This is a genomic window from Xanthomonas rydalmerensis, assembly GCF_033170385.1.
GTDB lineage: Bacteria > Pseudomonadota > Gammaproteobacteria > Xanthomonadales > Xanthomonadaceae > Xanthomonas_A > Xanthomonas_A rydalmerensis.
In genome coordinates this window covers 433307-457945 of record NZ_CP126170.1, presented here as the reverse complement: position 1 = coordinate 457945, position 24639 = coordinate 433307, and the positions used below count along the sequence as shown (strand labels likewise).

The following is a 24639-nucleotide window of genomic DNA, read 5'->3' as shown; positions in this document are numbered from 1 at the left end:
CGGGAGTCCTCAGTCGGCCTGGGCGTCGTCGCCCGGCAGCGCCGGCGCGGCATCGAGCTGGGCGGCGGTGACCGGATACGGCTGCGCCGGCTTGCCGAGTTCGGCGCGGCTGCCGTTGACCACGATCAGGCGCTCGCCCGGCTTGAGCCCGGACTCCACCACCCAGTCGTGACCGACCGCCTCGCCGGTGCGGATGTGGCGCTCCACCACCTTGTTCTGCGCGTCGAGCAGCTTCACGACCGGCTCGCCCTTGCTGTCGCGGGTCACCGCCTGCTGCGGCACCAGCACCGCGCCCTGGTCGGTGGCCATCGGCAGCACCGCGCGCAGATACATGCCCGGCAGCAGCAGGTGCTCGGGGTTGGGCACCACCGCGCGCAGGGTGACGTTGCCGGTGCCGGCGTTGACCTGGGTGCCGACGAATTCGAGGGTGCCGGCATGCGGGTAGGTACTGCCGTCCTCCAGCCGCACCTGCACCTGCGCCTTGCCGTCGATGGCGTGGATCTGCCCGGCATCGAGCTGGCGACGCAGCGCCAGCATCTGCGTGCTGGACTGGGTGACGTCCAGGTAGATCGGGTCCAGCCGCTGGATGGTGGTCAGCGCCGCGTCCTGCGCGGCGGTGAGCAGCGCGCCGACGGTGTAGGCGGAGGTGCCGATGGTGCCGGAGATCGGCGCGGTGATGCGGGTGTAGTCGAGGTTGATCCGCGCGGCCTGCAACGACGCCTTGGCGGCGACCACGGCCGCCTCGTCCTGGCGCAGCGCGGACACCGCGTCGTCGGCGTCCTGCTTGCTGGCCGCGTCCATGTCGGTGAGGCTGCGGGTGCGCTCGGCCTTGGGCCGCGCGCTGGCCAGCGCCGCCTCGGCCTGCACCAGGTTGCCGCGCGCGATGTCGTAGGCGGCCTGGTACGGCGCCGGGTCGATCACGTACAGCGCCTGCCCGGCCTTGACCTCCTGGCCCTCCTGGAACAGGCGCTGGCGCAGCAATCCACCGACCTGCGGGCGCACGTCGGCGGTCTCGTAGGCCACGGTGCGGCCGGCCAGGGTGCGCTCGACCGGCAGGGTGCGCGCGCCCAGGGTCAGCACCCCCACCCGCGGCGGCGGCGCGGCCGCCGGCTTGTCGCCGGAGCAGCCTCCGGCCACGGCAATGGCCAGCAACAGGGCACAGCGAACGGGACGACGAGGCGCCTGGAAGAGGTCGGACATGGGGAGTGCGGCTGGGAAGAAACGCGCAACGCTACTCCACCGGTGTGTCGCATCGCACCATCCCTGTAACGGTGTGTTGTACGGGCTTCACCAAGGTCGGAGAAACGTCGGAGCCGGCGCGCAGCAGCGCGCCGTCGGACATGGCCATTCGTTCTATTACCGAACACAAATGCGATAATCGCCCAACCTGCCGACGCTCTTTCGAGCCGCGGCATGCCATCGTGCGCACGCCCCGCCCTCGCCGCCGTCGTGGCTGGCAGCGGACGCCGCGCGCCTACCCTGCAGAGGATCGAAAACGTGCAAACCCAATCGGATGTGTCGGCCGGTGGCCGGATCGTGCTGTGGAGCGTCGGCCTGCTGCTGGCACTGATCGGGCTGGCGCTGCTGGTCGGCGGCATCCGCCTGGCCACGCTCGGCGGCAGCGTCTACTTCCTGGCGATGGGCGCGGCCTGCGTGGCCTCGGCGCTGCTGGTGCTGCGGCGGCGCCCGGCCGGCGCCTGGCTCTACGCGCTGGCCTTCGTGCTGAGCGTGGCCTGGGCCTACTGGGACGCGGGCCTGGCGTTCTGGCCGCTGGTCTCGCGGCTGATGATGCCGGCGGTGCTGGCGCTGCTGGTCGCCCTGGTCTACCCGACCCTGCGCCGCGCCCGCGGCCTGCCCGGCGGACGCGGTGCGTATGCACTGGCGGCGGTGCTGGCACTGGCCTGCGCCGGCGGCCTGGCCGGCATGTTCGTGCCGCACCCGCCGGTGGCCGCCAGCGGCCCCGGCCCGGCACCGGTACCGGTGACCCCGGCGCAGGCGCAACGCGACTGGGGCCACTACGGCAACACCGCCGGCGGCAGCCGCTTCGCCGCGCTGGACCAGATCGGCCGCGGCAACGTCAGCCAGTTGCAGGTGGCCTGGACCTACCGCACCGGCGACATCGCGCTCAGCGACGGCAACGGCGCCGAGGACCAGACCACCCCGCTGCAGATCGGCGAGACGCTGTTCGTGTGCACCCCGCACAACAACGTCATCGCGCTGGATGCCAGCAGCGGCCGGCAGTTGTGGAAGCGCGAGATCAACGCGCAGTCCTCGGTCTGGCAGCGCTGCCGCGGCCTGGCCTACTTCGATACCGATGCGCCGCTGGCGCAGCCCAGCGCGGTCGGCGCCTCGCCGGTCGCGGCGGCGGTGCTGCCGGCCGGCGCGAATTGCCGGCGCCGCGTGCTGACCAACACCATCGACGCGCGGCTGATCGCGCTGGATGCGGACACCGGCGCGTTCTGCAGCGGCTTCGGCCAGAACGGCCAGGTCGACCTGAAGGCCGGCCTCGGCGCTGCGCCGGATCCGCTGTACCAGTTGACCTCGGCGCCGACCGTGGCCGGGACCACGGTGGTGGTGGGCGGCCGCGTCGCCGACAACGTCCAGGCCGACATGCCCGGCGGCGTGATCCGCGGCTTCGACGTGATCACCGGTGCGCAGCGCTGGGCCTTCGACCCGGGCAACCCGCAGGACACCCAACCGCCGGCCGCGGGCACGTCCTACGTGCGCAGCACGCCGAACGTGTGGGCGCCGATGTCCTACGACGCCGCCTCCAATACCGTGTTCCTGCCGATGGGCAGCCCGTCCACCGACCTGTACGGCGCCGAGCGCACCGCGCTGGACCACCGCTTCGGCGCCTCGATCACCGCGCTGGACGCGAGCACCGGCAAGGTCAAGTGGGTCTACCAGACCGTGCACAACGATCTGTGGGACTTCGACCTGCCGATGCAGCCGAGCCTGATCGACTTCCCGATGGCCGACGGCCGCCGCGTGCCGGCGCTGATCATCGGCACCAAGGCCGGGCAGCTGTACGTGCTCGACCGCGCCACCGGCAAGCCGCTGACCGAGGTCCGCGAGGTGCCGGTGAAGGCCGCCGACATCCCGCACGAACCGTATGCGCTGACCCAGCCGCTGTCGGTGGGCATGCCGCAGATCGGCACCAAGCATCTGACCGAAGCCGACATGTGGGGCGCCACCCTGCTGGACCAGATGCTGTGCCGCATCGCCTTCAAGCAGATGCGCTACGAGGGCCTGTACACCGCGCCCGGCACCGACGTGTCGCTGAGCTTCCCCGGCTCGCTGGGCGGCATGAACTGGGGTGGGCTGTCGGTCGATCCGCTGCACGACGTGGTGTTCGCCAACGACATGCGCCTGGGCCTGTGGGTGCAGATGATTCCGCAGAAGGCCGAGAAGGCGGCGGCCTCCAGCGGCGGCGAGGCGGTCAACACCGGCATGGGCGCGGTGCCGCTGAAGGGCACGCCGTACGCTGTCAACAAGAACCGCTTCCTGTCGGCGCTGGGCATCCCCTGCCAGGCACCGCCGTTCGGCACGCTGAGCGCCATCGACCTGAAGACCCGCCGCATCGCCTGGCAGGTGCCGGTGGGCACGGTGCAGGACACCGGCCCGCTCGGCTTCAAGATGCACCTGCCGATTCCGATCGGCATGCCGACCCTGGGCGGCACCCTGGCCACCCAAAGCGGCCTGGTGTTCATCGCCGGCACCCAGGACTACTACCTGCGCGCCTACGACAGCGGCACCGGCAAGGAACTGTGGAAGGCGCGGTTGCCGGTGGGCAGCCAGGGCGGGCCGATGACCTACCTGTCGGCCAGGAACGGCAAGCAGTACATCGTGATCACCGCCGGCGGCGCGCGGCAGTCGCCGGACCGCGGCGACTACGTGATCGCCTACGCGCTGCCGGACGCCAAGTAGCAAGGTCGCGCGCAGGCAACGCCTGCGCGCGGTGGCCCTGGATAGCGCGGCTCCGCGTCCGTGGGGCATCAGGCCGCCTCGAGCGGATGCAGCACGTTGGCCGCCACCGCCATGCCGGGCGCCGAGCAACGCACACGCTGCACACTCACCACGTCATGCGCGGACGGGTCGACCACGCCATCGACGATAGGAAATGTGGTGGGTCGTCATTCGAAGCTGGCGCGGTACCAGCGCGCGGTATCGTCGGTACCGGTCCGGCGCTGGCACTGACTGTCGCCGGCCTTCACCGCCGACACATCGGTCGCAGTGCCGGACGGCGGCGCCGAGAGGGTGACGTAGGCCAAGTGGCGCCGCCAGAGCCGTCACGCGTGTTGTTTTCGGCCTCTGGACCAGACCCGCGCCCGCACCGCCCCGGCCTCAACGCGACGGTTGCAGCCGCATCGTCAGCACCGCGGCAATGGCCACCAGCAGCGGCAACGCCAGCACGTAGTACAGGTTGGCCGGCTGCCAGCCGGCGTCGACCAGCACGCCGACGGTCATCGGCGAGAGGATCGCGCCGACACGGCCGATGCCGATCGCCCAGCCCAGGCCGGTGGTGCGCACGGTCGGCGCGAACACGATCGGCGCCAACGCATACAGGCCGGCCATCGAGCCGAACAGCGCCGCGCCGATCACGAAGGCCACCGGGAAGGCCAACTGCAGCTGCGCGCCGAGCGTGGCGAACGCCGCCATCGCGAGTGCGGCGATCAGGAAGCTGGCCGCGGTCAAGCGCGGCAGTGCGAAGCGTGCGGCCAGACCGCCGAACAAGGCACCACCGACGATGCCGCCCAGGTTCAGCAGCACGCCGCCGGTGACGCCTTGTTCGGCCGACACCCCGGCTTGCACCAGCAGCTTTGGCGTCCAGCTCAGCACGAAATAGAACGCGAACATGTGCATGAAGAAACCCAGCGCGATCAGCACGCTGTTGCGGCGCAGGCGCGGGGTGAACAGCGCCGCGTAGCCCGCCTTCTCCTGCACCGGCGGGCGCGGCGGCAGGGCATCCAGGGTCCGTGCGCGCATGCGCGTCAGCAGCCCGTTGAGCCGCGCCAGCGCATCCGGCGGGCGCCGGCTGAGCAGGAAGTCCAACGATTCGGGCAGCAGCGCCAGCACCACCGGGATGCACAGCAGCGAGGCGAGTGCGCCGAACAGGAAGGCCGCATGCCAACCCCAGCGTTCCAGCAGCATCGCGGCGATCAAGCCGCCCAGCGTGGCGCCGATGGGATAGCCGGTGGCCTGCAGCGCCACCGCGGTGCTGCGCCACTTCGGGCTCGCGTATTCGGCGGTGATCACGCCGACGCCGGCGAGCATGCCGCCGATGCCGATGCCGGTGAACACGCGCAGCGCGGCCAGTTGCCAGATGTCCTGGGCCAGCGCCGAGGCGGTCATGCCCACGGTCAGGATCGCCAGGCAGCACAGGATCATGTTGCGCCGGCCCCAGCGGTCGGCCAGCGGCGCCAGCAACAGCGAGCCCAGCGCCATGCCCACCAGCCCGGCGCTGAGCGCGATGCCCAGCAGCTTGCCGGACAGGTGCCAGGCCTCCGACACGTGCGGGGCGATGAACGCCATCACCATCACGTCGAACCCGTCCAGCATGTTCAATAGCACGCAGACCGCAATCGCCGTCCACTGGAAACCGCTCATGCGGTCCAGGACGAGCGCGGAAGGCGGGGCGGCGGCATGGCTCATGGCAACACTCCTGCAAGAACGGCGAACGGGAACCGCGGCGTCGCGGAATTACTTGGAGGGCGCGGCGGCCTGCAGCGCGTCGAGCGCCTGCCGCAACCGCGCCGCGTCGATCTGTCCCGGCGCCGAAGCGCTGCCGAGCATGCCGAAGGTCAGGCTCTGCCCGAAGGTACCGCCGGACAACCGCGACACCGCGCCCAGCGGCCCCATCGCCATGGTCAGCAAGGGCTGGCCGCTGCGCTGGCGCATCTGCCAGGTGGCGTCGAGCAGGTGCAGCACGTCGCCCGGATCGCGCGGCATCACCGCGATCTTCAGCACGTCGGCGCCCAGTGCCTGCTGCCGCTGCAACCGCGCCACGATCTCCGCCACCGGCGGAGTGGCGTGGAAGTCGTGGCTGGACATCACCACGTACACGCCCTGCCGGTGCGCATGCTCCACCAGCTGCCGCACCACCGCCGGATCGCGGAACATCTCCACGTCGAGCAGGTCGGCGAAGCGCGCCTCCAGCAGGCGGGCGTACAGCGCGCCGTAGGCGGCATCGTCGATCGCCGCCGCACCGCCCTCGGCCTTGGTGCGGAAGGTCAGCAGCAGCGGCTTGCCGTGCAGCGCCTGCGCCAGGCGCGGCCCCAGTGCCGCCAGCGCCGCCGCATCGGTGGCGTCGTCCATCAGATCGATGCGCCATTCGGCCAGATCCGCATCGGGCGAGGCGGCGATGCGCTGCGCCTGCACCAGCGCCTGCTCGGCGTCTTTCGCGGTGATCGGCACGATGATCTTGGGCAGGCCGGCGCCGATAGCGAGCCCGCGAACCTGCAGGACGTGCGGCGCCGGCAACGGGGCCGCCGTGGGCGGCGACGCCGGCGCAGTTGCTGGAGGCGCCGCAGCCGCGGCCTGCAGCGGCGAGGCCAGCAGCAGGGCTGCGCAGCACAGCAAGGTCAGTCGGGAAGGAAACAGGGGCATCGGGATCGGCCTGGGCAAGGAGGCGCGCAGCGCGCGCTCAGAAGGTGAGCTTGACCTGCAGCCCCACCGCCAGCGCGTTGTCGGTGCGCGCATAGGCGAAGGTGCCGGGGTTGACGATGTACTGCACATCCGGCCGCAGCATCAGCCACGGGGTGAGCTGCGCGCTGTAGGACAGTTCGTAGAGTTCCTCGGCGGTGTCGAGCGCGAACACCGGCGCGTCCGGCGGTACACCGGCATCGAGCAGCGCCGCACGCCGCGCGTCGAGCAGGCGGTGGTTGATGTCGGCGCCGACATAGCCCAGGGCGATGCGGTCCTGGCTGCGCCGGCCGATGCCCTGGTAGACGCCGCCCAGCGCGTACCAGCGGGTGATCTGCGCGGTGGCGCGGTCGGAGACCATGTACTGGGCGAAGCCGGTCAGGCCGCGGCCGCGCTCGCCACCGGGCGAGTACAACTTTTGTTCGACCAGCAGGTAGGCGCCGTCGCGGCCGGTGGTGGCACGCGGATCCAGGCCCTTGCGCGGCACCCGCGAGGAGTCGTAGTAGCCACCGAACTTGTAGGTGCCCGGATAGGCATCGCCGGCGCCCGGCGTCCAGGTGAGCTCGACGGGGAACAGCGAGCCGGTGGTGCCGCGCGCGTCCAGGTCGAACGCGGTGTGCACGTTGTTGTTGGTGCTGGGATTGACCTGGAACCAGCCGACCCGCAGGTTCGTCGCCGGCGTCAGCTGCTGCGCCGCCTCCGCGCCCCAGCGCGCGTTGGGATAGTTGTACCAGCCGCTGTTGCCGGACATCGCCAGCGGATGCGCGCAGAACGCGGCGTTGACGAAGTTGGTCAGCAGCGTGTGCGCGCCGAACTGGTTGCCCATCGCGTAGAAGCCGGCCTTGATGTAGCTGCGCCCGTCGTTGAAGCGGCGGTCGTAGCTCAGTTCGGTCAGCCGGGTGAACTGGCCGCCGTAGGCTTCCTGGATCGGGAAGCGGTTGCCGAGCAGATCGGCCGAGGTGCTGCGGCCACGGCGGTCGTTGACGGTCACATGCAGCGTGCCGCCGTCCCAGCCGGCGAGTTTGGCCAGGTCCAGGTCCACGCCCAGCCGCACCTGCTGCGCGTAGCGCGCGCCGCGCTCACCGCGGCCGCCGTCGACCACGCCCATGGCTTCGCCGACGTAGTCGCCGCGCACGGCGACGCCGCGCTGCAGCCAGTCGCTGCGCGTGCCGTTCCAGTCGCCGCTGAAGGTGCTGTGCGCCAGATCGGTGGCGTCCTGCGCGGCGGCGACCGCCGGGACGAAGGCGACGGCCGCGGCCAGCAGCGACCAGGCCGGCAACGACGGCGGGCGTCGTACCGCGCGAGCGCGAGCGCCAGCCGATGCAGCGCGGCTCACGGCGCCACCGCCAGCGGTGCGCTCAGCGGCGAAGTCGCGCCGTCGTCGCTGGTGACGGTGGCGGTGAGCGTGGCCAACTCCACGGCATCGCCGTCCAGCGGCACCACAAACCGGCCCTGCCCCTGCGCATCCACCGGCGCTTCGACGCGGCCGAGATAGCGTTCGGCCTCGTCGTCGCCGGGGCGGCGGTTGCCGAACAGTTCCACCGTGTAGAGGTGGCCGGGGCGGCCGACGAAGCTGCCCTGCACCCGCGACACGCCGGCGTCGCGTTCGATCGCGCGCAGCTGCGGCGCGGCCTGGCCGAAGTTCGGCGGCGGTTGGCAGCCCTCCGCCGCGGCGGCGCCGCAGATCGCCGCGCGCTTGCGCGGGTCCGGATCGACGCCGATGCCGCGCGAGCCGACGAAGGGCGCATGCTCCAGGCCGGGCACGCCGAACACGATGGCGCCGCGCGGCTGGCCCGGGACGCAGGTGCCGCCGGCGAAACAGCGTTCGATCTTCAGGCCGTTGCCGGACAGCAGGTTGGCGCTGAACCGATTTGGTTCGCTGCGCGGCTGCGGGCGCACCGCGATGCCGATGCCGTTGCCGACCAGGCGGTTGCCCTCGATCAGGTTGTCGCGCCCGGTGACGCTGACCCCGATCGAATTGCCGGCGAAGTCGTTGTCGGCGATGGTGTTGCGGTTGCCCCAGTTGATCTGCAGCCCGTCGGAGTAGCGCTCGAAGCGGTTGCGCAGCACCGTGTTGTCATTGCCCCACAGGATCTCGATGCCCTGCGAGGGCTCGGGGTTGGCGTCGGTGGAGCGGAACACGTTGTCGGCCACCAGGTTCCAGGCCGCGCCGCGGGTCAGTTCCAGGCCGTCGCCGTTGTCGAGGAAGTCGTTGCGCACGATGCGGTTGCGCACCGTGGTGGTGGCGGTGGACTGGCCGTTGCCGTCGTCGCCGGTCAGCATCACCCCGGCGCCGCCGTGGTTGGTGACGATGCGGTTGTCGCGCAGCACGTTGTCGCTGGCGCGGTTGATCAGCACGCCGATGCAGAAGTTGCGGATCTCCAGGCCGCTCAGTTCCACGCCATGGGTGTCGCGCAGCACCAGGCCCGGCAGCGTGGTGCTGCGCACGTTGGTGCCGAACTGGCCCTTCTCCGCGCCCGGGCAGGCGGCGGTGCCCTTGCCGCGAATGTAGCCGGCACCGTCGATGGCGATGTACTGGCCGTCGTGCGCCCGCGCCAGGCCGACCACCTGCAGCGGCCCCTGCAGCGCCGGCAGTGGCGCACGCGGGCGGATCACGTACGGCGGCGCGCCCACCGCGGCGATCTCGATGCGGTAGCGGCCGGGGGCCTGGTTGGCGGTCGTGATCGCCCAGCGCAGGGAGCCCGGGGCGGCGTCGTCGGCGTAGCGATCCACGGTCAGCACGCTGCGCTCCGGCGGCGGCGGCTCGGCCTGGTAGGCGCGCACGGCGCCGGGAAGCAGGGCCGCGAGCAGGGCCAGGCCGCGGAAACACACAGGGGACATGCACCATCTCCAACAGGATCGGGACCGCACCGGCGGCGGCGCGCCGGACGCCGTCGCGTCCGTGGCACGGCGCCGGAACAGCGGCAACGCTAGTTTTATCGCAGTGCACCATTCAAGTGCGAATATCGATTGGCGGTGCGTTTATCGCACAACACCACCCGCAATGGCGTTTCCCGGACCCGCCGGCGCGCGGCGGCCGGCCCGGGTCACCGCGCTATCATCGCCAGCCGCGTGGCCGCCGGCCGCCCTATCGCCGGAGAGCGCCATGTCCCCGATCCGTCCGTTCCTCGACAAGACCCCGCAACTGGGCGCACGCGTCTATGTGGACCCGGCCTGCACCGTGATCGGCGAGGTGGTGCTGGAGGACGACGTGTCGGTGTGGCCGGGCACGGTGATCCGCGGCGACGTCAATCACGTGCGCATCGGCGCGCGCAGCAACATCCAGGACGGCACCATCATCCACGTCAGCCACCACAGCCCGTTCAACGCGGCCGGCTACCCGACCCTGATCGGCGCGGACGTGACCGTGGGCCACGGCACCATCATCCATGCCTGCACCATCGAGGACCTGTGCCTGATCGGCATGGGTGCGTGCATCCTCGACGGCGCCACGGTGAAGAAATACGGCTTCGTCGGCGCCGGTGCGGTGGTCGGCCCGGGCAAGACCGTCGGCGAGGGCGAGCTGTGGCTGGGCAATCCCGCACGCAAGGCGCGCATGCTCAGCGACAAGGAGATCGAGAGCCTGCACTACTCCGCGCAGCACTACGTGCGGCTGAAGGACCGCTACCTGGCCGCGGCCGCGGCGTCGCCGCAGTAGGCGGCGCCGCTACTCGGCCGCCAACGCCATCAGCGCACGGCCGATCGGGCGCGGCGTCTCGCTGCGCAGCACGACGCTGGTGGTCACCGCACCGAAGCGCGCCAGGGCGTCGATGACCGGCTCCAGCTGCGCCGGCGCGGGCACCAGCACGCGCAGCACGAAGCAGTCCTCGCCGGTGACCCGATGCACGTCCAGTACCTGCGGCATCTGCGCGAACAGTTCCAGGCATGCGCCGATCTGCGCATGCGTGGTGCGCAGGCGGACGATGGCCGAGGTCGCCAGGCCCAGCGCGCGCGGATCGACCCGGGCGGTATAGCCGGTGATCACGCCCTGTTCCTCGAGCCGGCGCACGCGCTCTGACATCGCCGGCTGCGACAGCCCGATGCGCCGCCCCAGCGCCGCCAGGGCGATGCGTCCGTCGCACTGCAGCGCCTCCAGGATCGCGTAATCCAGGGCATCGCCCCGCCAGGTCTTCGCCGCCACTCGCCTCGCCCCCTTGCCCTGCACCGTGGATTCATCGGAAAAACGCCGCATGCGCCGATGCATCGCCATGGCGATGCCGGGCGGGCAGCGCGACACTCACGCTTCCTTTCGACGGAGCGTAGCGCATGCAGGACGTGGTGATCGTGCCGGGCATCGGCGACTCGGGGCCGGAGCACTGGCAAACCCTCTGGCAGCGGCAGGACACGCGCATGCGCCGGCTGCAACCGGACTCGTTCGCGCACCCGCAACTGCAGGACTGGCTGCGCGCGCTCGACCGCTGCGTGCAGGACTGCGCCACGCCGCCGTTGCTGGTCGCGCACAGCCTGGGCTGCCTGCTGGTCGCGCATTGGGCCGCGCGCGCCGACCGCCTGCCGCGCGGCGCCTTCCTGGTCGCGGTTCCCGATCCGGACAGCGACGCGTTCCCGCATGCGCAGGCCGCCAGTTTCGTCCCGGTGCCGACGGCGCGCCTGCCGTTTCCCAGCCTGATCGTGGCCAGCAGCGACGATCCCTATGCAACGCCATCCTACAGCCGCCGCTGCGCCTCCGACTGGGGCAGCGGGCTAGTCGAACTCGACCGACTGGGACACCTCAATGCCGCCAGCGGTCTGGGCGCATGGCCGCACGGCGCGCAGTTGCTGGCCGCCTTCGATGCCGGCCTCGGGCCTGCACCGGCCTCACCCGACTGAGCGCTGCCGGCGCATCGCCGGCAGGACGCCACGCGGCGCCGTGGACCACCAAACGGGCGCGTTCGCGACTGGCGCGCCATGCACGCTTGCGCGACACTAGGCGCCTATGGCGTGGGGACGCCACCGAACGAATGGAATCGCCAATGCTCAAGACCTCGCTGCGCGGCCTGCTGGCCGCTTTTTTCTGTGCGCTGTGCGCCACTGCCGGCTCGGCCCTGGCCCAGGACAGCGGCCCGGACATGACCGCCGAACAGTTCGTCGGCTCACTGCATTTCCGCGATGGCCATATCGAACTGCCGCAGGCCAAGGTGCATTTCGATCTCGGCCCGGCGTTCCGCTTCCTGGACAAGGCCGACGCGCGCAAGGTGCTGGAGAGCTACTGGGGCAACCCGCCGGACGACGACGTGCTGGGCCTGATCGTGCCGCGCCAGCCCGCACTCGACGAGAAGGGCAGCTGGGCGGTGGTCGTCACCTATTCCGACGATGGCTACGTGTCCGACGAGGACGCCAGCAAGATCGACTACCAGGCCATGCTCAAGGACATGCAGGAGGAGACGCGCGAGTCCAACGCGCAGCGCAAGAAGGCCGGCTACGAGCAGGTCGACCTGGTCGGCTGGGCGGTGCCGCCGCGCTACGACACCGGCAGCAAGAAGCTGTACTGGGCGCGCGAGCTGGCGTTCGCGGGCGAGGGCGAGCACACCCTGAACTACGACATCCGCGTGCTCGGACGGCATGGCTACCTCAGCCTCAATGCGGTCTCGGGCATGGGCGAACTGGCGCAGGTGCGCGAGGGCATGCAGCAGTTGCTGCCGATGGCCGAGTTCGACAGCGGCGCCCGTTACGCCGACCACAACCCCTCCACCGACAAGATCGCCAGCTACGGCGTGGCCACCCTGATCGGCGGCGGCCTGGCGGCCAAGGCGGGCCTGTTCGCCAAGCTCGGCCTGCTGCTGGCCAAGGCCTGGAAGCTGGTGCTGGTCGGTCTGATGGCCCTGGTCGCCGGCGTGCGCAAGCTGTTCTCCGGGCGCCAGCGCGACGGCGGCACGGTGCGCTGATCGGCGCCGCCGGCGTGCTGGGCAATTCACGTCACGCCGGCTAAAGTGCCGCTTCGGAAGCAGGACGCAGTCGAGAGCAGCATGCCGCCACAGGCAGCCGGCCGAACGGAAGGACGGCCTCCCCACATCGCAGGCGCCCTTGTCCGCCGCGCCGCGCGGCGGCGGTGACACGCATGCTCGATACCTACCGCGAGGTCATCACGCCCGAGGGCGTGGCGCTGCACCTGCCGGCCGCCGGCGCGGTGCCGCGCGCGCTGGCCTGGCTGATCGACCTGGCGCTGCGCTTCGCCCTGCTCACCGCCATGGGCATGTTCCTCGGCCTGCTCGGTGGCCTCGGCCAGGGCTTGTACCTGGTGGCGATGTTCCTGGTGTTCTGGGGCTACCCGATCGTGCTGGAGGGCTGGCGTGGCCAGACCCTCGGCAAGCAGGCGCTGGGCCTGCGCGTGGTGGCGCGCGACGGCGCGCCGGTGGGGTGGATGGCGGCGATCACCCGCAACCTGCTGCGCACCGTGGACATGCTGCCGTTCGGCTATGCGGTCGGCCTGATCGCCTGCCTGTTCGACGCCCATTCGCGGCGCCTGGGCGACCTGGTCGCAGGCACGCTGGTGGTGCACCAGCCGCCGCGCGCGGACGAGGCGCTGCCGCCGATCGCCAGTGCGCTCGCGCCGCCGCGGCCGCTGCTGCCGGCCGAACAGACGGCGCTGATCGCCTTCGCCGAGCGCGCGCCGCGCCTCACCCCGGAGCGGCAACTGGAACTGGCCGCGCTGGCGCAGCCGCTGACCGACACGCCGGGCCAGGCCGGGGTGCTGCGCCTGTACGCGATGGCCAACTGGCTGCTGGGCCGCCGATGAAACAGGAACAGTTCGTCCTCCGCCATCAGCACGAGTGGCAGGCGTTCGAGGCCTGGCTGCAGCGCAGCGGCAGCGGCAACGGGCGCAAGCCGGCACCCAAATCCACCGCAAACGACGCCACGGATGCGGTCACGCCGCCGAACGCGCACCAGCCGCCGCTCGCCGACGAGGACATGCCGGCGCGCTACCGGCGCCTGTGCCAGCAGCAGGCGCTGGCGTGCAAGCGCGGCTACAGCCCGCAGGTCACCGCGCGCCTGCAGCACCTGATGCAGCAGGGCCACACCGTCCTGTACCGGGCGCCGCGTCCGCGCTGGCGGCGCGCGGCGGAGTTCCTGTTCGCCGAATTCCCGCAGTTGGTGCGCAGCCAGGCCGGCTACATGGCCGCGGCCACCGCGCTGTTCGTGGTGCCGCTGGTGACCATCTTCGTGCTGCTGCAGTTCCGCCCGGAACTGATCCACGGACTGATGGACCCGATGCAGGTCAGCCAGATCGAGCGCATGTACGACCCGGCCGCCAGCGCGCAGAAGCTCGGCCGCGACAGCGGCACCGACTGGCAGATGTTCGGCCACTACATCATGAACAACATCAGCATCGGCCTGCGCACCTTCGCCAGCGGCCTGCTAGCCGGACTGGGCACGGTGCTGGTGCTGCTGTTCAACGGCATCACCATCGGCGCGGTGGCCGGGCACCTGCACCAGATCGGCTACGGCGTCACCTTCTGGCGCTTCGTCGCCGGGCATGCGCCGTTCGAACTGACCGCGATCGTGATCGCCGGCGGCGCCGGCCTGCAGCTCGGCCTGAAGGTGCTGGCGCCGGGGCGGCGGCGGCGCATCGACGCGCTGGTGGAAGGCGGCAAGATCGGCGCCCGGCTGTGCCTGGGCGTGGCCGCGATGCTGCTGGTGGCCGCCTTCATCGAGGCGTTCTGGTCGTCCATCGCGACCGTGCCGGCGTGGATCAAGTACAGCGTCTCCGGTGTGCTGTGGACGCTGGTGCTGGCGTGGCTGTGGCGCGGCGGGCGCGGCCGCGCGGAGGCCATCGATGCGGATTGAGCGCCTGGACGTGGTGCTGCGCGCACGCTCGGCCTGGGAAGCGATGGAACTGGGCAGTGCCCTGGTCCGCCGCCATGCCGGGGCGATCTGGAAGCCGTGGCTGCTGGTCACCCTGCCGCTGTTCGCCGCGCTCAATCTCGGCGCCTGGGCGATCGACCAGCTGTGGCTGGCGCCGCTGCTGCTGTGGTGGCTGAAGCCGGTGCTGGACCGGATTCCGCTGTTCGTGATCTCGCGTGCGGTGTTCGGCGACGTGCCGCGCGTGCGCGACACCGTGCGCGCGCAGGGCGGCTGGGGCTGGCGCACCCTGATCGGCTACCTGACCTGGCGCCGGCTGAGTCCGGCGCGCAGCGTGTTCATGCCGCTGGAGCTGCTGGAAGGCGCAAGCGCCGACCAGCAGCGCGAGCGCCGCCGCACCCTGGGCGGCGCCATCTACGGCCATGCACTGCTGATGGCCAGCGTCTTCGCCACGTTCGAAGGCATGCTCAGCCTGGCCTGCATCGCCACCATCTTCCTGTTCGTGCCCATCGACCTGCTGCCGGAAACCGCACGCGCGGCCTGGTCGCTGATCGGCCAGCAGACGCCGGTGTGGGCCGACATCGGCTTCAACGCCATCGCCTGGCTGGCGATGACGTTGATCGAACCGTTCTTTGTCGGCGCCGGCTTCGGCCTGTATCTCAACCGGCGCACCCAGCTCGAAGCCTGGGACGTGGAGATGGCGCTGCGGCGGATGGCCGCGCGCCTGCGCACTTCTGCGCCGCTGGCGCTGCTGTGCGTGGCCCTGCTCGCCGCACCGATGGCGGCGCTGCGTGCGCAACCGGCCACCGACACGGCGGTGCAGACCGCGGCGGAGCACGCTGCCCCCGACGACGACAAGCGCGATGGCGCTGACGAGACCGACGCCGACCAGGGCGCAGACACCGACACCGATACCGACGTCAAGACCGCTGCCGCGCACGCCGCCGACAGCCAGCACCACGGCGCGCGCCCGGTCCCGCTGGACGAGGTGTTCGACACCGTTCCCGCCGCCGATGCGCGTTTCGCCCGCGCCGCCGACCGCGCCTACGACGACCCGCTGCTGACCGCCAAGCGCACCATCGGCTACTGGAAGAAGCGCAATCCCGACGAACCGCCCAAGCCGGACGACAAGAAGCAGGACCTCACCGCGTTCGGCCAATGGATCAAGGCCGCCGCCCAGGCCATCGCCTTCGCCGGCAAGTGGGGCATGTGGGTGCTGGCGGGGATCCTGGTGCTGGTGCTGCTGCTCACCGCCAGGCACTGGCTGCCGTGGATGCGCGGCGCCGGGCGCCGACGCGCGCCGGTGCCGGCGGCGCCGGAGCACACCCCGGTGCTGGCGCCGCAACCGCTGCCCGACGACGTGGCGACGGTGGCACGACGCGCCTGGCGCGAGGGGCGCCACCGCGATGCGCTGGCGCTGCTGTACCGGGCCAGCGTGGCGACGCTGTGCGAGCGCACCGACCTGGTGCTGCCGCCCAGCGCCACCGAGGCGCAGTGCCTGCGCGCCGCGCAACGCCTGCCCGACGACGCCGACCGCAGCCTGTTCGCCCGCATGGTGCGGGTCTGGCAGCACGCCGCCTACGCCGGCCGGCTGCCCGAGGACGGCGCCTTCGACGCGCTGGTCGACGACCTGCAGCGCCAGTTCCGGTGGCAGGCATGAACAGCGGCACGCGCAATGCGCTGATCTTCCTGGTCGGCCTGCTGCTGGCCAGCGTCGCCGCGGCCTGGTTCTTCGGCCGCTACGAACGCGCCGAGCGGGTGATCGTGCTGCCGCCGCGCGGCGAGGCCGCCTACAACCCGCTGTACGCGCTGCGCCAGACCCTGCGCGCCGACGGCGTGCGCGCCGAGTCGCGGCAACGCCTGGACCTGGCGGCGATGCGCCTGCGCCCGCACGACAGCGTGGTGCTGTACGGCGATCCGCGCATGCTCGGCAAGGCCGACGGCGACGCCTTGCTGGACTGGGTGGAGCATGGCGGACATCTGGTGCTGCGCACGCCCACCGCGGAGGTCAAGCACGGCGACGTGCCGATCCTGGACGCGCTGGACATCACCGTCGAGGCGCGCAGCCCGGACAACTGCCTGATGATGGCGGTGCCGGGCGCAGCCCCGCAGAAAGTGTTCTGCGACGGCCGCCGCTTCCACATCGATCCGGACACGCCCGACAACTGGTGGAGCGGCGAGGACGACGACTTCGTGTTTGCGCGCGTTCCCTACGGCGATGGCAACGTGGACGTGCTGTCGGAGCTGGACTTCCTCGAGAACCAGGACAACCGGATCGGCGCGATGTTCGATGGCTCGCCGATGGAGAACGACCCGATCCTGCGCAAGGGCGGGCTGCGCGAAGCCGGAAACCGCCTGCTGACTCGGCAAGTGCTGGGGCCGAACTACGGCCAGGGCACCATCCACCTGATCTATTCTGCCGAACTGCCGTCGCTGTGGCGCACCCTGTTCACCCGTGGCTGGCCGGCCTGGCTGCCCGCGCTGCTGATCCTGCTGGCCTGGCTGTGGTCGCGCATGCAGCGCTTCGGGCCGCTGCTTGCCGCACCGCCGGCCGACCGCCGCTCGCTGCTGGAACACGTGCGCGCCAGCGGCGAACATCTGCTGCGCTATGGCCGCGCCGACCTGTTGCATGCGGCGATGCGCGAGGCGTTCCTGGCGCGGCTGCGCCGGCGCGCGCCGATCGCCGCCGCGCTGGAGGGCCCGGCCCAGGCCGCGGCCATCGCCGAACGCCTGCAACTGCCGACGGCGCAGGTCGAACAGGCGCTGCAGCCGCCGCCGCCCAACCAACCCGCCGCCTTGCGCGAGCGCATCCGCCTCCTCGTCCAGATGAGAAACCAGTTATGACCACCGCCTCCTCCGACGCCGTCGCGCCGCTCGCCGGCCCTGCCCTGATCGAACGCGCCGAGGCGATCCGCGCCGCGGTCGGCCACGCCTTCATCGGCCAGCCGGAGGTGCTGGACCAGATCCTGATCGCGCTGCTGGCCGGCGGCCACGTGCTGATCGAGGGCGTGCCCGGCCTCGGCAAGACCCTGCTGGTGCGCGCCCTGGCGCAGGCGCTGGAACTGAACTACGCACGTGTGCAGTTCACCCCGGACCTGATGCCCAGCGACGTCAGCGGCCACGCCGTGTACGACCCCAAGACCGAGAGCTTCAAGATCCGCCGCGGCCCGGTGTTCACCCATCTGCTGCTGGCCGACGAGATCAACCGCGCTCCGGCCAAGACCCAGTCGGCGCTGCTGGAAGTGATGCAGGAAGGCCAGGTCACCATCGAAGGCAAGCCGTTCCCGCTGGCGCCGCCGTTCCTGGCCCTGGCCACGCAGAACCCGGTCGAGCAGGAAGGCACCTACCCGCTGCCGGAAGCGCAGCTGGACCGCTTCCTGCTGAAGATCCTGATCGACTACCCGCAACTGGAGGACGAGGCACGCATGGTCACCGCGGTCACCAGCGGCCGCAGCGCCGGCGACTTCGACCTGTCGCAAGTGCCGCGCGTGCTCGGCGCCGAGGACGTGGTGGCGATGCAGGCCGGCACCGCTGCCATCGCGGTCGATCCGCAGGTCATCGACTACGCCGTGCGCATCGTCGCCGCCACCCGCCGCTGGCCCGGCATCGCCCTGGGCGCCGGCCCGCGCGGCAGCATCGCCCTGGTCCGCGCGGCGCGCGCGCAGGCGGTGCTGTCCGGCCGCGACTTCGTCACTCCCGACGACATCCGCGACGTGGCCAAGCCCGCCCTGCGCCACCGCATCGCCCTGGCCCCGGAACTGCAGATCGAAGGCCAGAGCGCCGACGACGCCCTGGGCGCGTTGCTGGCCAAGGTGGAGGCGCCGCGGAAATGAGCGGGGATTGGGGAGTCGGGAGTGGGGATTGGCAACAGCGCGGTGCGGCGGCGGCGCATGCCACTGACTGCGTCAGCGCGTCCTGGCCGATCCGCTGTACCGCGCTCCCTGTAACTCGACGCCGCCTCACCGCCACATGGCGCTGCGGCCGCCAGTGCGCGCCTCTGCGAATCCCCACTCCCCAATCCCGAATCCCGGCCCCCCGATGAGACCCGCCCCGCCCCTGCTGGCCTTGCTTGCGCTGTGGGCGCTGTACGGCCTGGCCGTGGCGCTGGGCTGGCTACCGCTGTGGAGCTGGCAAGCGGTCGCGGCGGCCATCGCGCTGGTCGCGGCGTTCGATGCGTGGCGGCTGTGGCGGCGGCCGACACCGCAGCTACGCCGTGAGCTGCCCGAGGCGTTGCCGCTGAGTGTGCAGCGCGAGGTGGTGCTGTATCTGGACAGCGCACAGCGCCAGCGCGTGGACCTGTTCGACCTGGTGCCCAGCGGCTGGGAGTTGCAGGGCCTGCCGCAGCGGCTGACCCTGCCCGCCGCGCACCAGACCCAGGTGCGCTACCAGCTGCGCCCGACCGCGCGCGGCCGCTTCGTGTTCGACGGCACGCACCTGCGCCTGCATGCGCCCTGGCGCCTGTGGTGGCAACAACGCCTGGCTGGGCCGGCGCAGACCGTGCGCGTGTATCCGAACTTCGCGCCGCTGACCCGCTTCGCCCTGTTCAGCGCCGAACAGGCCTCGCGCCTGGTCGGTGCGCACCTGAAGCGTCGCCGTGGCGAAGGCACCGACTTCCACCAGATGCGCGAGTACCGGATCGGCGACAGCCTGCGCCAGATCGACTGGAAGGCCACCTCGCGCGCGCGCAAGCTGATCTCGCGCGAGTACCAGGACGAGAAGAACCAGCAATTGCTGATGCTGATCGACACCGGGCGACGGATGCTGGCCAGCGAACGCGGCCTGTCGCATTTCGACCATGTGCTCAACGCGGCGCTGGTGGTGTCGTACCTGGCGCTGCGCCAGGGCGATGCGGTGGGCATGATGGCCAGCGGCGGCGACGCGCGCTGGGTGGCGCCGCAGCGCGGCATGGCCACGGTCGACGTGCTGCTGCGCGCCAGCTACGACCTGCAGCCGCAGCCGGTGGCCACCGACTACCTGGCCGCGGCCACCGAACTGTCGCTGCGCCAGCGCCGCCGCGCGCTGGTGATGCTGGTCAGCAACGTGCGCGACGAGGACATCGAGGACCTGCTGGCCGCGGTGCGCCTGCTGCAGCGCCGCCACCTGGTGTGCGTGGCCAGCCTGCGCGAGCGCGAACTGGACCAGGCGCTGGCCGAGGACGTCCACGAGCTGCCGCAGGCCGTGCAGGCCGGTGCAGTGGCGCGCTACCTGCAGCAGCGCAGCGCCGCGCACGACGCACTGCGCAGCCACGGCGTGATGGTGCTCGACGTCACCGGCGAGGAACTGCCCGCCGCGCTGATCGAGCGCTACCTGGCGGTGAAGCGCGACGGATTGCTGTAGCGCGACGCTGTCGATGCAGTGCGGTGGCATGCCGCCCGCGGTATGGCCAGCACATGGCGGCTGCATCGGCCCCGCCGCTCCTGACGAGAACGAGGCTGGCGTGATGGGTGCACTGTGGGAGGGACTTCAGGGGACCTCGAATAACCACAGAGTCCCGTTGTAGGAGCGGCTTCAGCCGCGACAAGCTCTACCGGGAATGCCCGTCGCGGCTGAAGCCGCTCCTACGAGGATAACGACGTGTCCGGCTGCGCCGCGGCAACGCGCGTTATTAGAGACACCCTTCAGTCCCGACAGCGTCCGAAGACGACCGACGTTCACGCCATCGTGCGTCGCGGCCGAAGCCGCTCCCATGTCGGCAACGCGCAGCAACCGCAACATGCCAAAAACGCGCATGCCGGGCAGCGCTGCACGCGCGTCAGTGCATGGTCAGATGCGTGAAGAACAAGGCCACTTCGTTCTTCGATCTGCTCTTGGACAACACCTCTTCGTACCTGCGCTCCAGCAGCGTCAATCGCAGGTGCAACGCAAGATGCGCCTTGCTCCTGGAAAGACAAATCTCATAACCACGGAGGTTGCTGCCGCCATCGGCCGCTTCGAACCGATGCCGCCGGCACACGAAGCCCTGAGGCTCGAGCAACGGGCCGACCACGTCGGCGATCTGCAGGACGACGGCGTCCTTGGTCTGATTGGTCATGGCCAGTGCCCCACTGGCGCACCGTTTCTCCCGATGCGCAACGCCGGGCACGTCAGCCGTACTTCACGCCTCGGCGTGCTGACGCTGGCTGCGTCCCCTCCGGCAGTCCAGCATCCCCGCCAACACCGCATCATCGCTTCCGCAACGCGTGTCAACCGCGTCGAGTCGATCAGGTCCACACCCTGCGCTCGCGCGACGACGGCTACAGCATCCCGAATACCGCTGCCGCTCACTTTGCCGCAGGCAACGACGGCAACTGCGCGCAGGCCTGCTGCAGGCGCTGCAGCGTCCGCAGCATCAGTGGGCGGTGCCGCGCCAGCTTCATCCACGCCGGCAACCGCGCCACCATCGAGCGACCGAACAGGCCGCGGCGTTCGCGCAGCGTCGCCGCCACGTAGTCCTGCAACTCCTGCAGATGACGCGGGTTGTAGGCCCACAGCACCCCGGCGCGGGTCGGCGCAACCAGCACCAGCGGCATGCCGAAATGCGGATCGCAGGGCGATCCATCGCGCACGCGATACGTGGTGACCGCCACCGCGCTGCTTTTCCCGCAATGCGCGCAACGCCCGGGCAAGGTCGCGGGCGCTGCGGTTGCACCGGTCGACGTCGCACGCACCCGCACCCACTTGTGCCCACAATGGCCGCAAGCGCGATGACCTTCCAGCTGCACCGCGCCCACCCAATCGTCGGCGTCGCTGTCCAGCCCCGCAGCGCACTGGCCGCAACGGAATCGCGCCTGCCACCGGTAAGGCTCCCATTGCGCCAGCACCCAGCCCGGCGCACCGCAGCGATGGCAGCGCACCGCCACCTGGTCCGCATAGGCGGCCAAAGGCGTGCCGTCGTTGCGATGCCGACGCGGCGCGCCAGGCGACACCGCATCGGCGCGCGACACAGACTCAGGCATACAGCACACCCGGCTGCGCGTCCTCGACGATGGCATGCGGCAGGAACCGGGCGCTGTCGCGGGTGATCGGGCCGTCGTCCTCGCGGATGCCGATGCCGCAGGCGCGGTCGCCGACGATCCAGCTGCCGACCATCGGGTAGCGGCCCTCGAACGCCGGCAACGGATGCGCCTGCTGGCGGATGTAAGGCCCGGCATAGGGGCCATCGCTCTCCAGCACGCGGCCATCGTCAAGATGCAGCACGATGTTGGCGCCCTCGCGCGAATGCAGCGGCTTGCGCACCCAACCCGGCGGCAACGCGCTGCCATCGTCAAACGCGGCCGGCAGCAGGTTGGGATGGCCGCGATGGCGCTCCCACAGCAGCGGCAGGATGCCCTTGTTGCTGAGCAGCGCCTTCCACGGCGGCTCCAGCAGGCGCAGGCCCGATCCCGGCAGCGCCTGGCCGAAGCGCTCGGCGAACATGTCCTCCAGCGGATACAGCTTGAACAGCGCGCCGATCACCGTGTCGTCCAGATCGGTGTAGCGGCCGTCGCTGGACAGGCCGATGTCCTCGATCGCGATCAGCTCGCCAGCGACGCCGGCCTGCGCGGCGCAGTCGCGCAGGTAGGCGACCGTGCCTTGATCCTCTTCCGAATCGCGCACCGCGGCGAAGTACAGCGGCGGCGGCAGCCAGCCGGCGAGCGCGGCAAAGCGCTCCAGCAAGGCCTCGTGGATGGAGTTGAACTGGTCGGCGTCGTCCGGCAAGCGGCCCTGCGCGCGCTGGTCCTCCAGCCATTGCCACTGGAAGAACGCCGATTCGAACAGCGACGTCGGCGTGTCGTAGTTCAGTTCGTACAGCTTGGCCGGGCCGCGGCCGTCGTAGGCCAGGTCCAGGCGCCCGTACAGATGCGGCTCGCGGCGCCGCCAGCTGTCGGCGATCCAGTCGCGGAACGCCGGCGGAATCGCCAGCCGCTGCATCAGCGCCTCGCTGGCGACGATGTCGTCGAGCAGGCCCATCGCCATCGCATGCAGTTCGGCGCTGGGATCCTCCAGGTCGCGCTCGATCTGGCGCAGGCTGAACGCGTAGTAGGCGCGTTCGTCCCAATAGCGCTGGCCGTCGATGGTGTGGAAGCGGAAACCGTACTCCGCGGCCTGGGCGCGCCAGTCGCCGCGCTCGACGATCGCGATGCGTTTCATGCGGGGTCTCGTGCGAAGAGGGAAAAAGCCGTGCTCAGCTGCCGAAGCCGCGCCCACCGCCGGATTCGCCGAAGCCGCCGCGGCTGACGGTGACCGCCCGGTTCGGTGTGGCGCCGATATGGGTCATGGTCTGGTTGCCGCGCAGGCTGCTGCCGGCCGCGGCCGCACCGGCACCGCCGGAATAGGACGCCGGCCGCTGCCACTGGTTCTGCCGGTCCTGATACGCGGGCGCAGCATTGAACCCGGCGGCGCGGTTGTTGTTGAGCATCTGCGACAGGAAGAAGCCGGTCATCATCGGCCCGATGAAGGAATGCCCGTGGCTGTCGCGCTGCTCCACGCAGCGATCTTGCGAATAGTCCTGCGCGCACTGCTCGCGGCTGGCGTACTTGGGCCCCTGCTCGGCTGCCTGCTTCTGCGCCTGGGCGAAGGCCTCGCGGCAGGTGGCGATGTCGTGGGTCTGCGCCACGCAGGCATCCACCGAGGTGTACAGGCCTTCCTGGGCCTTGGCTTCCGGCTCGCGCCCGCAGGCGGTAAACAGCAGCGGCGCGGCGCTCATCAGCAACAATGCGGTCGTCTTCGACCTTTTCATGGCAACGTCTTCCTGAGTCCAGCCACGATGATGCCCGGTTCCGCCGGCCGCGGAAACCCGCGGCCGGCGGTTGGACGTCACGGCGGACGCGGTCGCGACGCGTCAGCTCGTGGGCGGCGGCGGCGGCACGTAGCTGGACAGGCGCGCGTCGAAGTACGGCTGCACCGCGGCGATGTTGGACTTGACCTGGATATCCATGCCGACGTCGCGACTCATGCCCAGCACGTCGTTGTCGGGCCAACCGGGACCGAAGCACCATTGCGTGCTGGGGATGTTGTTGGCCTGCAGGTGCGCGAGCATGCGCCTGGTCGCCAATTCCGCACTGGCGTTGCCCGCCGGATAGCCGTGCTCGCCGAGGAAGCCGCGCTTGCCCCTATGTGCCAGCCAGTCGATGAAGGGCGTGACCATCTCGATGCCGGTGTCCGGCGCAACGGATTCATTGGGATTGGCCCAGGCACCGCCTCCGCGGCCCTCGTTATCAAGGTAATTGTGGGCCTCGTAGACGATGCGATCGTACGGATCGGGGATCGTGTCCAGGTTGTTGGACACCTCTTTCCACCGGCGGGCGCTAGCGTATTCGTTGCCGCAGACGAACACGTAATGCGACCGGTCGAAATCGAAGATGCGCGCTGCGGTGGCGGTGGCGGTGCGCAGCCAGTGGTCGGCCATCACCAGCTTGCTGCCGTCTGCGTTGAGCTCCGGTCCCTGGTAGGGCTCGTTCATCAGGCCCCAGCCGAAGATCGCCGGATGCGAGCGGAAGCGCTGCACGATGCGGCTCCACAGGTCCGGCAGGCCGGCGGCGTTGTACAGCGTGCAGCCCGGCGTGCCGATCACGCGGTACTCGTAGAGCTTGAGCAGGCTGTCGGCAGGATCGAAATAGCCCAGGTACAGGAAATTGCCCTTGCGGTAGGTGCCGTCCCACACCGTCTGGTCGGCGGGATCGGTGACCGCGCGCCCATCGGGCCCTACCAACTGACCGGAACTATCGCGCCGGTAACCGGACTTGCTCGCGACCTTGATCGGCAGGCGCATGTAGTCGTGCAATTCCAGGATCGCCACCTTGCCGCGCTGCGCGAGCCGATTCAGCACCTGCTCGACCTGGTCGCAATACGTGGCGTTGAGCGGCATGCCCTGGCCGGTGCTGAAGCGTGCAGCGGTGGTGGGCAGGCGGAACAGCGGGCAGGCGCCGGCGGCGGCGATGTGCTGATCGCGGATGTCGCGGTAGTGCCGGTCGATGACGGCGTTGTCCACGAAATTGTTGGACGCCAGCCCGGACAGGTTGAGGCCGGCGAACGGCAGCGTGCCCGCAGCGCGGGCCTGGCCGCCGAGGCCCCACAGCGCGGCACCGGCGGCGATGCCGACACCGGCGCGCAGCACGCTGCGGCGGCCCGGATCGGCCGGGGTGGAGGCGAGGGACGGGGTGGGGGAGGAAACAGCGGAAGACGAACGCACATGCCGGAGCATGGACACCTCCTGTGGTCATGATGGGCGAGCCGGGCCTA

The 24639-nt window shown here is 70.9% G+C and carries 22 protein-coding genes; 10 read left to right on the top strand and 12 right to left on the bottom strand.

Features of this window, described 5'->3' with window-relative positions; genetic code table 11:
• Positions 1–9: 9 nt before the first annotated feature.
• Entirely contained in the window at positions 10–1200 is a 1191-nt protein-coding gene (locus QN245_RS02010; RefSeq protein WP_184450022.1) for an efflux RND transporter periplasmic adaptor subunit, read from the bottom strand.
• A 297-nt stretch (positions 1201–1497) separates the two neighbouring features.
• On the opposite strand from QN245_RS02010, the gene QN245_RS02005 reads away from it, so the two are divergent.
• On the top strand, positions 1498–3927 hold the full coding sequence (locus QN245_RS02005) for a membrane-bound PQQ-dependent dehydrogenase, glucose/quinate/shikimate family (protein WP_317844418.1): 2430 nt from the start codon (positions 1498–1500) through the stop codon (positions 3925–3927).
• Between the two features lie 206 nt (positions 3928–4133).
• Here QN245_RS02005 and QN245_RS02000 read toward each other — a convergent pair whose 3' ends face one another.
• The 5 genes from QN245_RS02000 to QN245_RS01980 all read right to left on the bottom strand — a co-directional run bounded on the left by QN245_RS02000 (position 4134) and on the right by QN245_RS01980 (position 9483).
• Entirely contained in the window at positions 4134–4271 is a 138-nt protein-coding gene (locus QN245_RS02000) for a hypothetical protein (RefSeq protein WP_317844417.1), read from the bottom strand.
• A gap of 73 nt (positions 4272–4344) precedes the next feature.
• Positions 4345–5652 (bottom strand): MFS transporter, encoded by a 1308-nt coding sequence (locus QN245_RS01995; RefSeq protein WP_317844416.1) that lies wholly within the window; start codon positions 5650–5652, stop codon positions 4345–4347.
• Positions 5653–5700: 48 nt separating this feature from the next.
• Positions 5701–6606, bottom strand: a complete 906-nt coding sequence (gene aroD, locus QN245_RS01990; RefSeq protein ID WP_317844415.1) for a type I 3-dehydroquinate dehydratase — start codon at positions 6604–6606, stop codon at positions 5701–5703.
• A 37-nt stretch (positions 6607–6643) separates the two neighbouring features.
• Positions 6644–7921, bottom strand: coding sequence for a carbohydrate porin (locus QN245_RS01985; RefSeq protein ID WP_317844414.1), 1278 nt, complete (start codon positions 7919–7921; stop codon positions 6644–6646).
• Positions 7922–7974: 53 nt separating this feature from the next.
• Entirely contained in the window at positions 7975–9483 is a 1509-nt protein-coding gene (locus QN245_RS01980) for a right-handed parallel beta-helix repeat-containing protein (RefSeq protein ID WP_317844413.1), read from the bottom strand.
• Between the two features lie 265 nt (positions 9484–9748).
• On the opposite strand from QN245_RS01980, the gene QN245_RS01975 reads away from it, so the two are divergent.
• Entirely contained in the window at positions 9749–10300 is a 552-nt protein-coding gene (locus QN245_RS01975; protein ID WP_160968720.1) for a gamma carbonic anhydrase family protein, read from the top strand.
• Positions 10301–10309: 9 nt separating this feature from the next.
• On the opposite strand, the gene QN245_RS01970 is transcribed toward QN245_RS01975, so the two are convergent.
• Positions 10310–10879 carry an Lrp/AsnC family transcriptional regulator gene (locus tag QN245_RS01970; protein ID WP_317845432.1) on the bottom strand — a complete coding sequence of 190 codons (570 nt, stop codon included), beginning with the start codon at positions 10877–10879 and terminating at the stop codon, positions 10310–10312.
• A gap of 29 nt (positions 10880–10908) precedes the next feature.
• On the opposite strand from QN245_RS01970, the gene QN245_RS01965 reads away from it, so the two are divergent.
• From QN245_RS01965 to QN245_RS01930, 8 genes are all read left to right on the top strand, one after another.
• The gene (locus QN245_RS01965; RefSeq protein WP_317844411.1) at positions 10909–11469 is read left to right on the top strand and encodes an RBBP9/YdeN family alpha/beta hydrolase; all 561 of its coding nucleotides are present in this window, start codon (positions 10909–10911) and stop codon (positions 11467–11469) included.
• Positions 11470–11612: 143 nt separating this feature from the next.
• Positions 11613–12524 (top strand): DUF2167 domain-containing protein, encoded by a 912-nt coding sequence (locus QN245_RS01960; RefSeq protein ID WP_425612899.1) that lies wholly within the window; start codon positions 11613–11615, stop codon positions 12522–12524.
• 173 nt (positions 12525–12697) lie between these two features.
• Positions 12698–13375: an RDD family protein gene (locus tag QN245_RS01955; protein ID WP_184450007.1), complete on the top strand. Its 678-nt coding sequence runs from the start codon at positions 12698–12700 to the stop codon at positions 13373–13375.
• Positions 13372–14424 (top strand): stage II sporulation protein M, encoded by a 1053-nt coding sequence (locus QN245_RS01950; RefSeq protein ID WP_317844409.1) that lies wholly within the window; start codon positions 13372–13374, stop codon positions 14422–14424. The genes QN245_RS01955 and QN245_RS01950 overlap by 4 nt, the downstream gene beginning before the upstream one ends.
• Positions 14414–16099, top strand: coding sequence for a DUF4129 domain-containing protein (locus QN245_RS01945; RefSeq protein WP_317844408.1), 1686 nt, complete (start codon positions 14414–14416; stop codon positions 16097–16099). The genes QN245_RS01950 and QN245_RS01945 overlap by 11 nt, the downstream gene beginning before the upstream one ends.
• Positions 16096–17283: a DUF4350 domain-containing protein gene (locus QN245_RS01940; protein ID WP_317844407.1), complete on the top strand. Its 1188-nt coding sequence runs from the start codon at positions 16096–16098 to the stop codon at positions 17281–17283. Before QN245_RS01945 ends, QN245_RS01940 begins: the two co-directional genes overlap by 4 nt.
• Positions 17280–18272 carry an AAA family ATPase gene (locus tag QN245_RS01935; RefSeq protein WP_184647347.1) on the top strand — a complete coding sequence of 331 codons (993 nt, stop codon included), beginning with the start codon at positions 17280–17282 and terminating at the stop codon, positions 18270–18272. The genes QN245_RS01940 and QN245_RS01935 overlap by 4 nt, the downstream gene beginning before the upstream one ends.
• Positions 18273–18477: 205 nt before the next feature.
• A complete protein-coding gene (locus tag QN245_RS01930) occupies positions 18478–19776 on the top strand; it encodes a DUF58 domain-containing protein (protein ID WP_167087925.1) in 1299 nt (432 codons plus the stop codon).
• 415 nt (positions 19777–20191) lie between these two features.
• Here the strand turns inward: QN245_RS01930 and QN245_RS01925 are convergent, their stop codons facing one another.
• The 5 genes from QN245_RS01925 to QN245_RS01905 all read right to left on the bottom strand — a co-directional run bounded on the left by QN245_RS01925 (position 20192) and on the right by QN245_RS01905 (position 24601).
• Complete coding sequence (locus QN245_RS01925) at positions 20192–20470, bottom strand: hypothetical protein (RefSeq protein ID WP_317844406.1); 279 nt, start codon at positions 20468–20470, stop codon at positions 20192–20194.
• Between the two features lie 229 nt (positions 20471–20699).
• A complete protein-coding gene (locus tag QN245_RS01920) occupies positions 20700–21299 on the bottom strand; it encodes a hypothetical protein (RefSeq protein WP_184647479.1) in 600 nt (199 codons plus the stop codon).
• A 67-nt stretch (positions 21300–21366) separates the two neighbouring features.
• Positions 21367–22548 carry a glutathionylspermidine synthase family protein gene (locus tag QN245_RS01915; RefSeq protein WP_317844405.1) on the bottom strand — a complete coding sequence of 394 codons (1182 nt, stop codon included), beginning with the start codon at positions 22546–22548 and terminating at the stop codon, positions 21367–21369.
• A 34-nt stretch (positions 22549–22582) separates the two neighbouring features.
• Entirely contained in the window at positions 22583–23137 is a 555-nt protein-coding gene (locus QN245_RS01910; RefSeq protein WP_184449995.1) for a DUF1190 domain-containing protein, read from the bottom strand.
• A gap of 102 nt (positions 23138–23239) precedes the next feature.
• Positions 23240–24601 carry a glycoside hydrolase family 5 protein gene (locus QN245_RS01905; RefSeq protein WP_425612898.1) on the bottom strand — a complete coding sequence of 454 codons (1362 nt, stop codon included), beginning with the start codon at positions 24599–24601 and terminating at the stop codon, positions 23240–23242.
• Positions 24602–24639 lie beyond the last annotated feature (38 nt).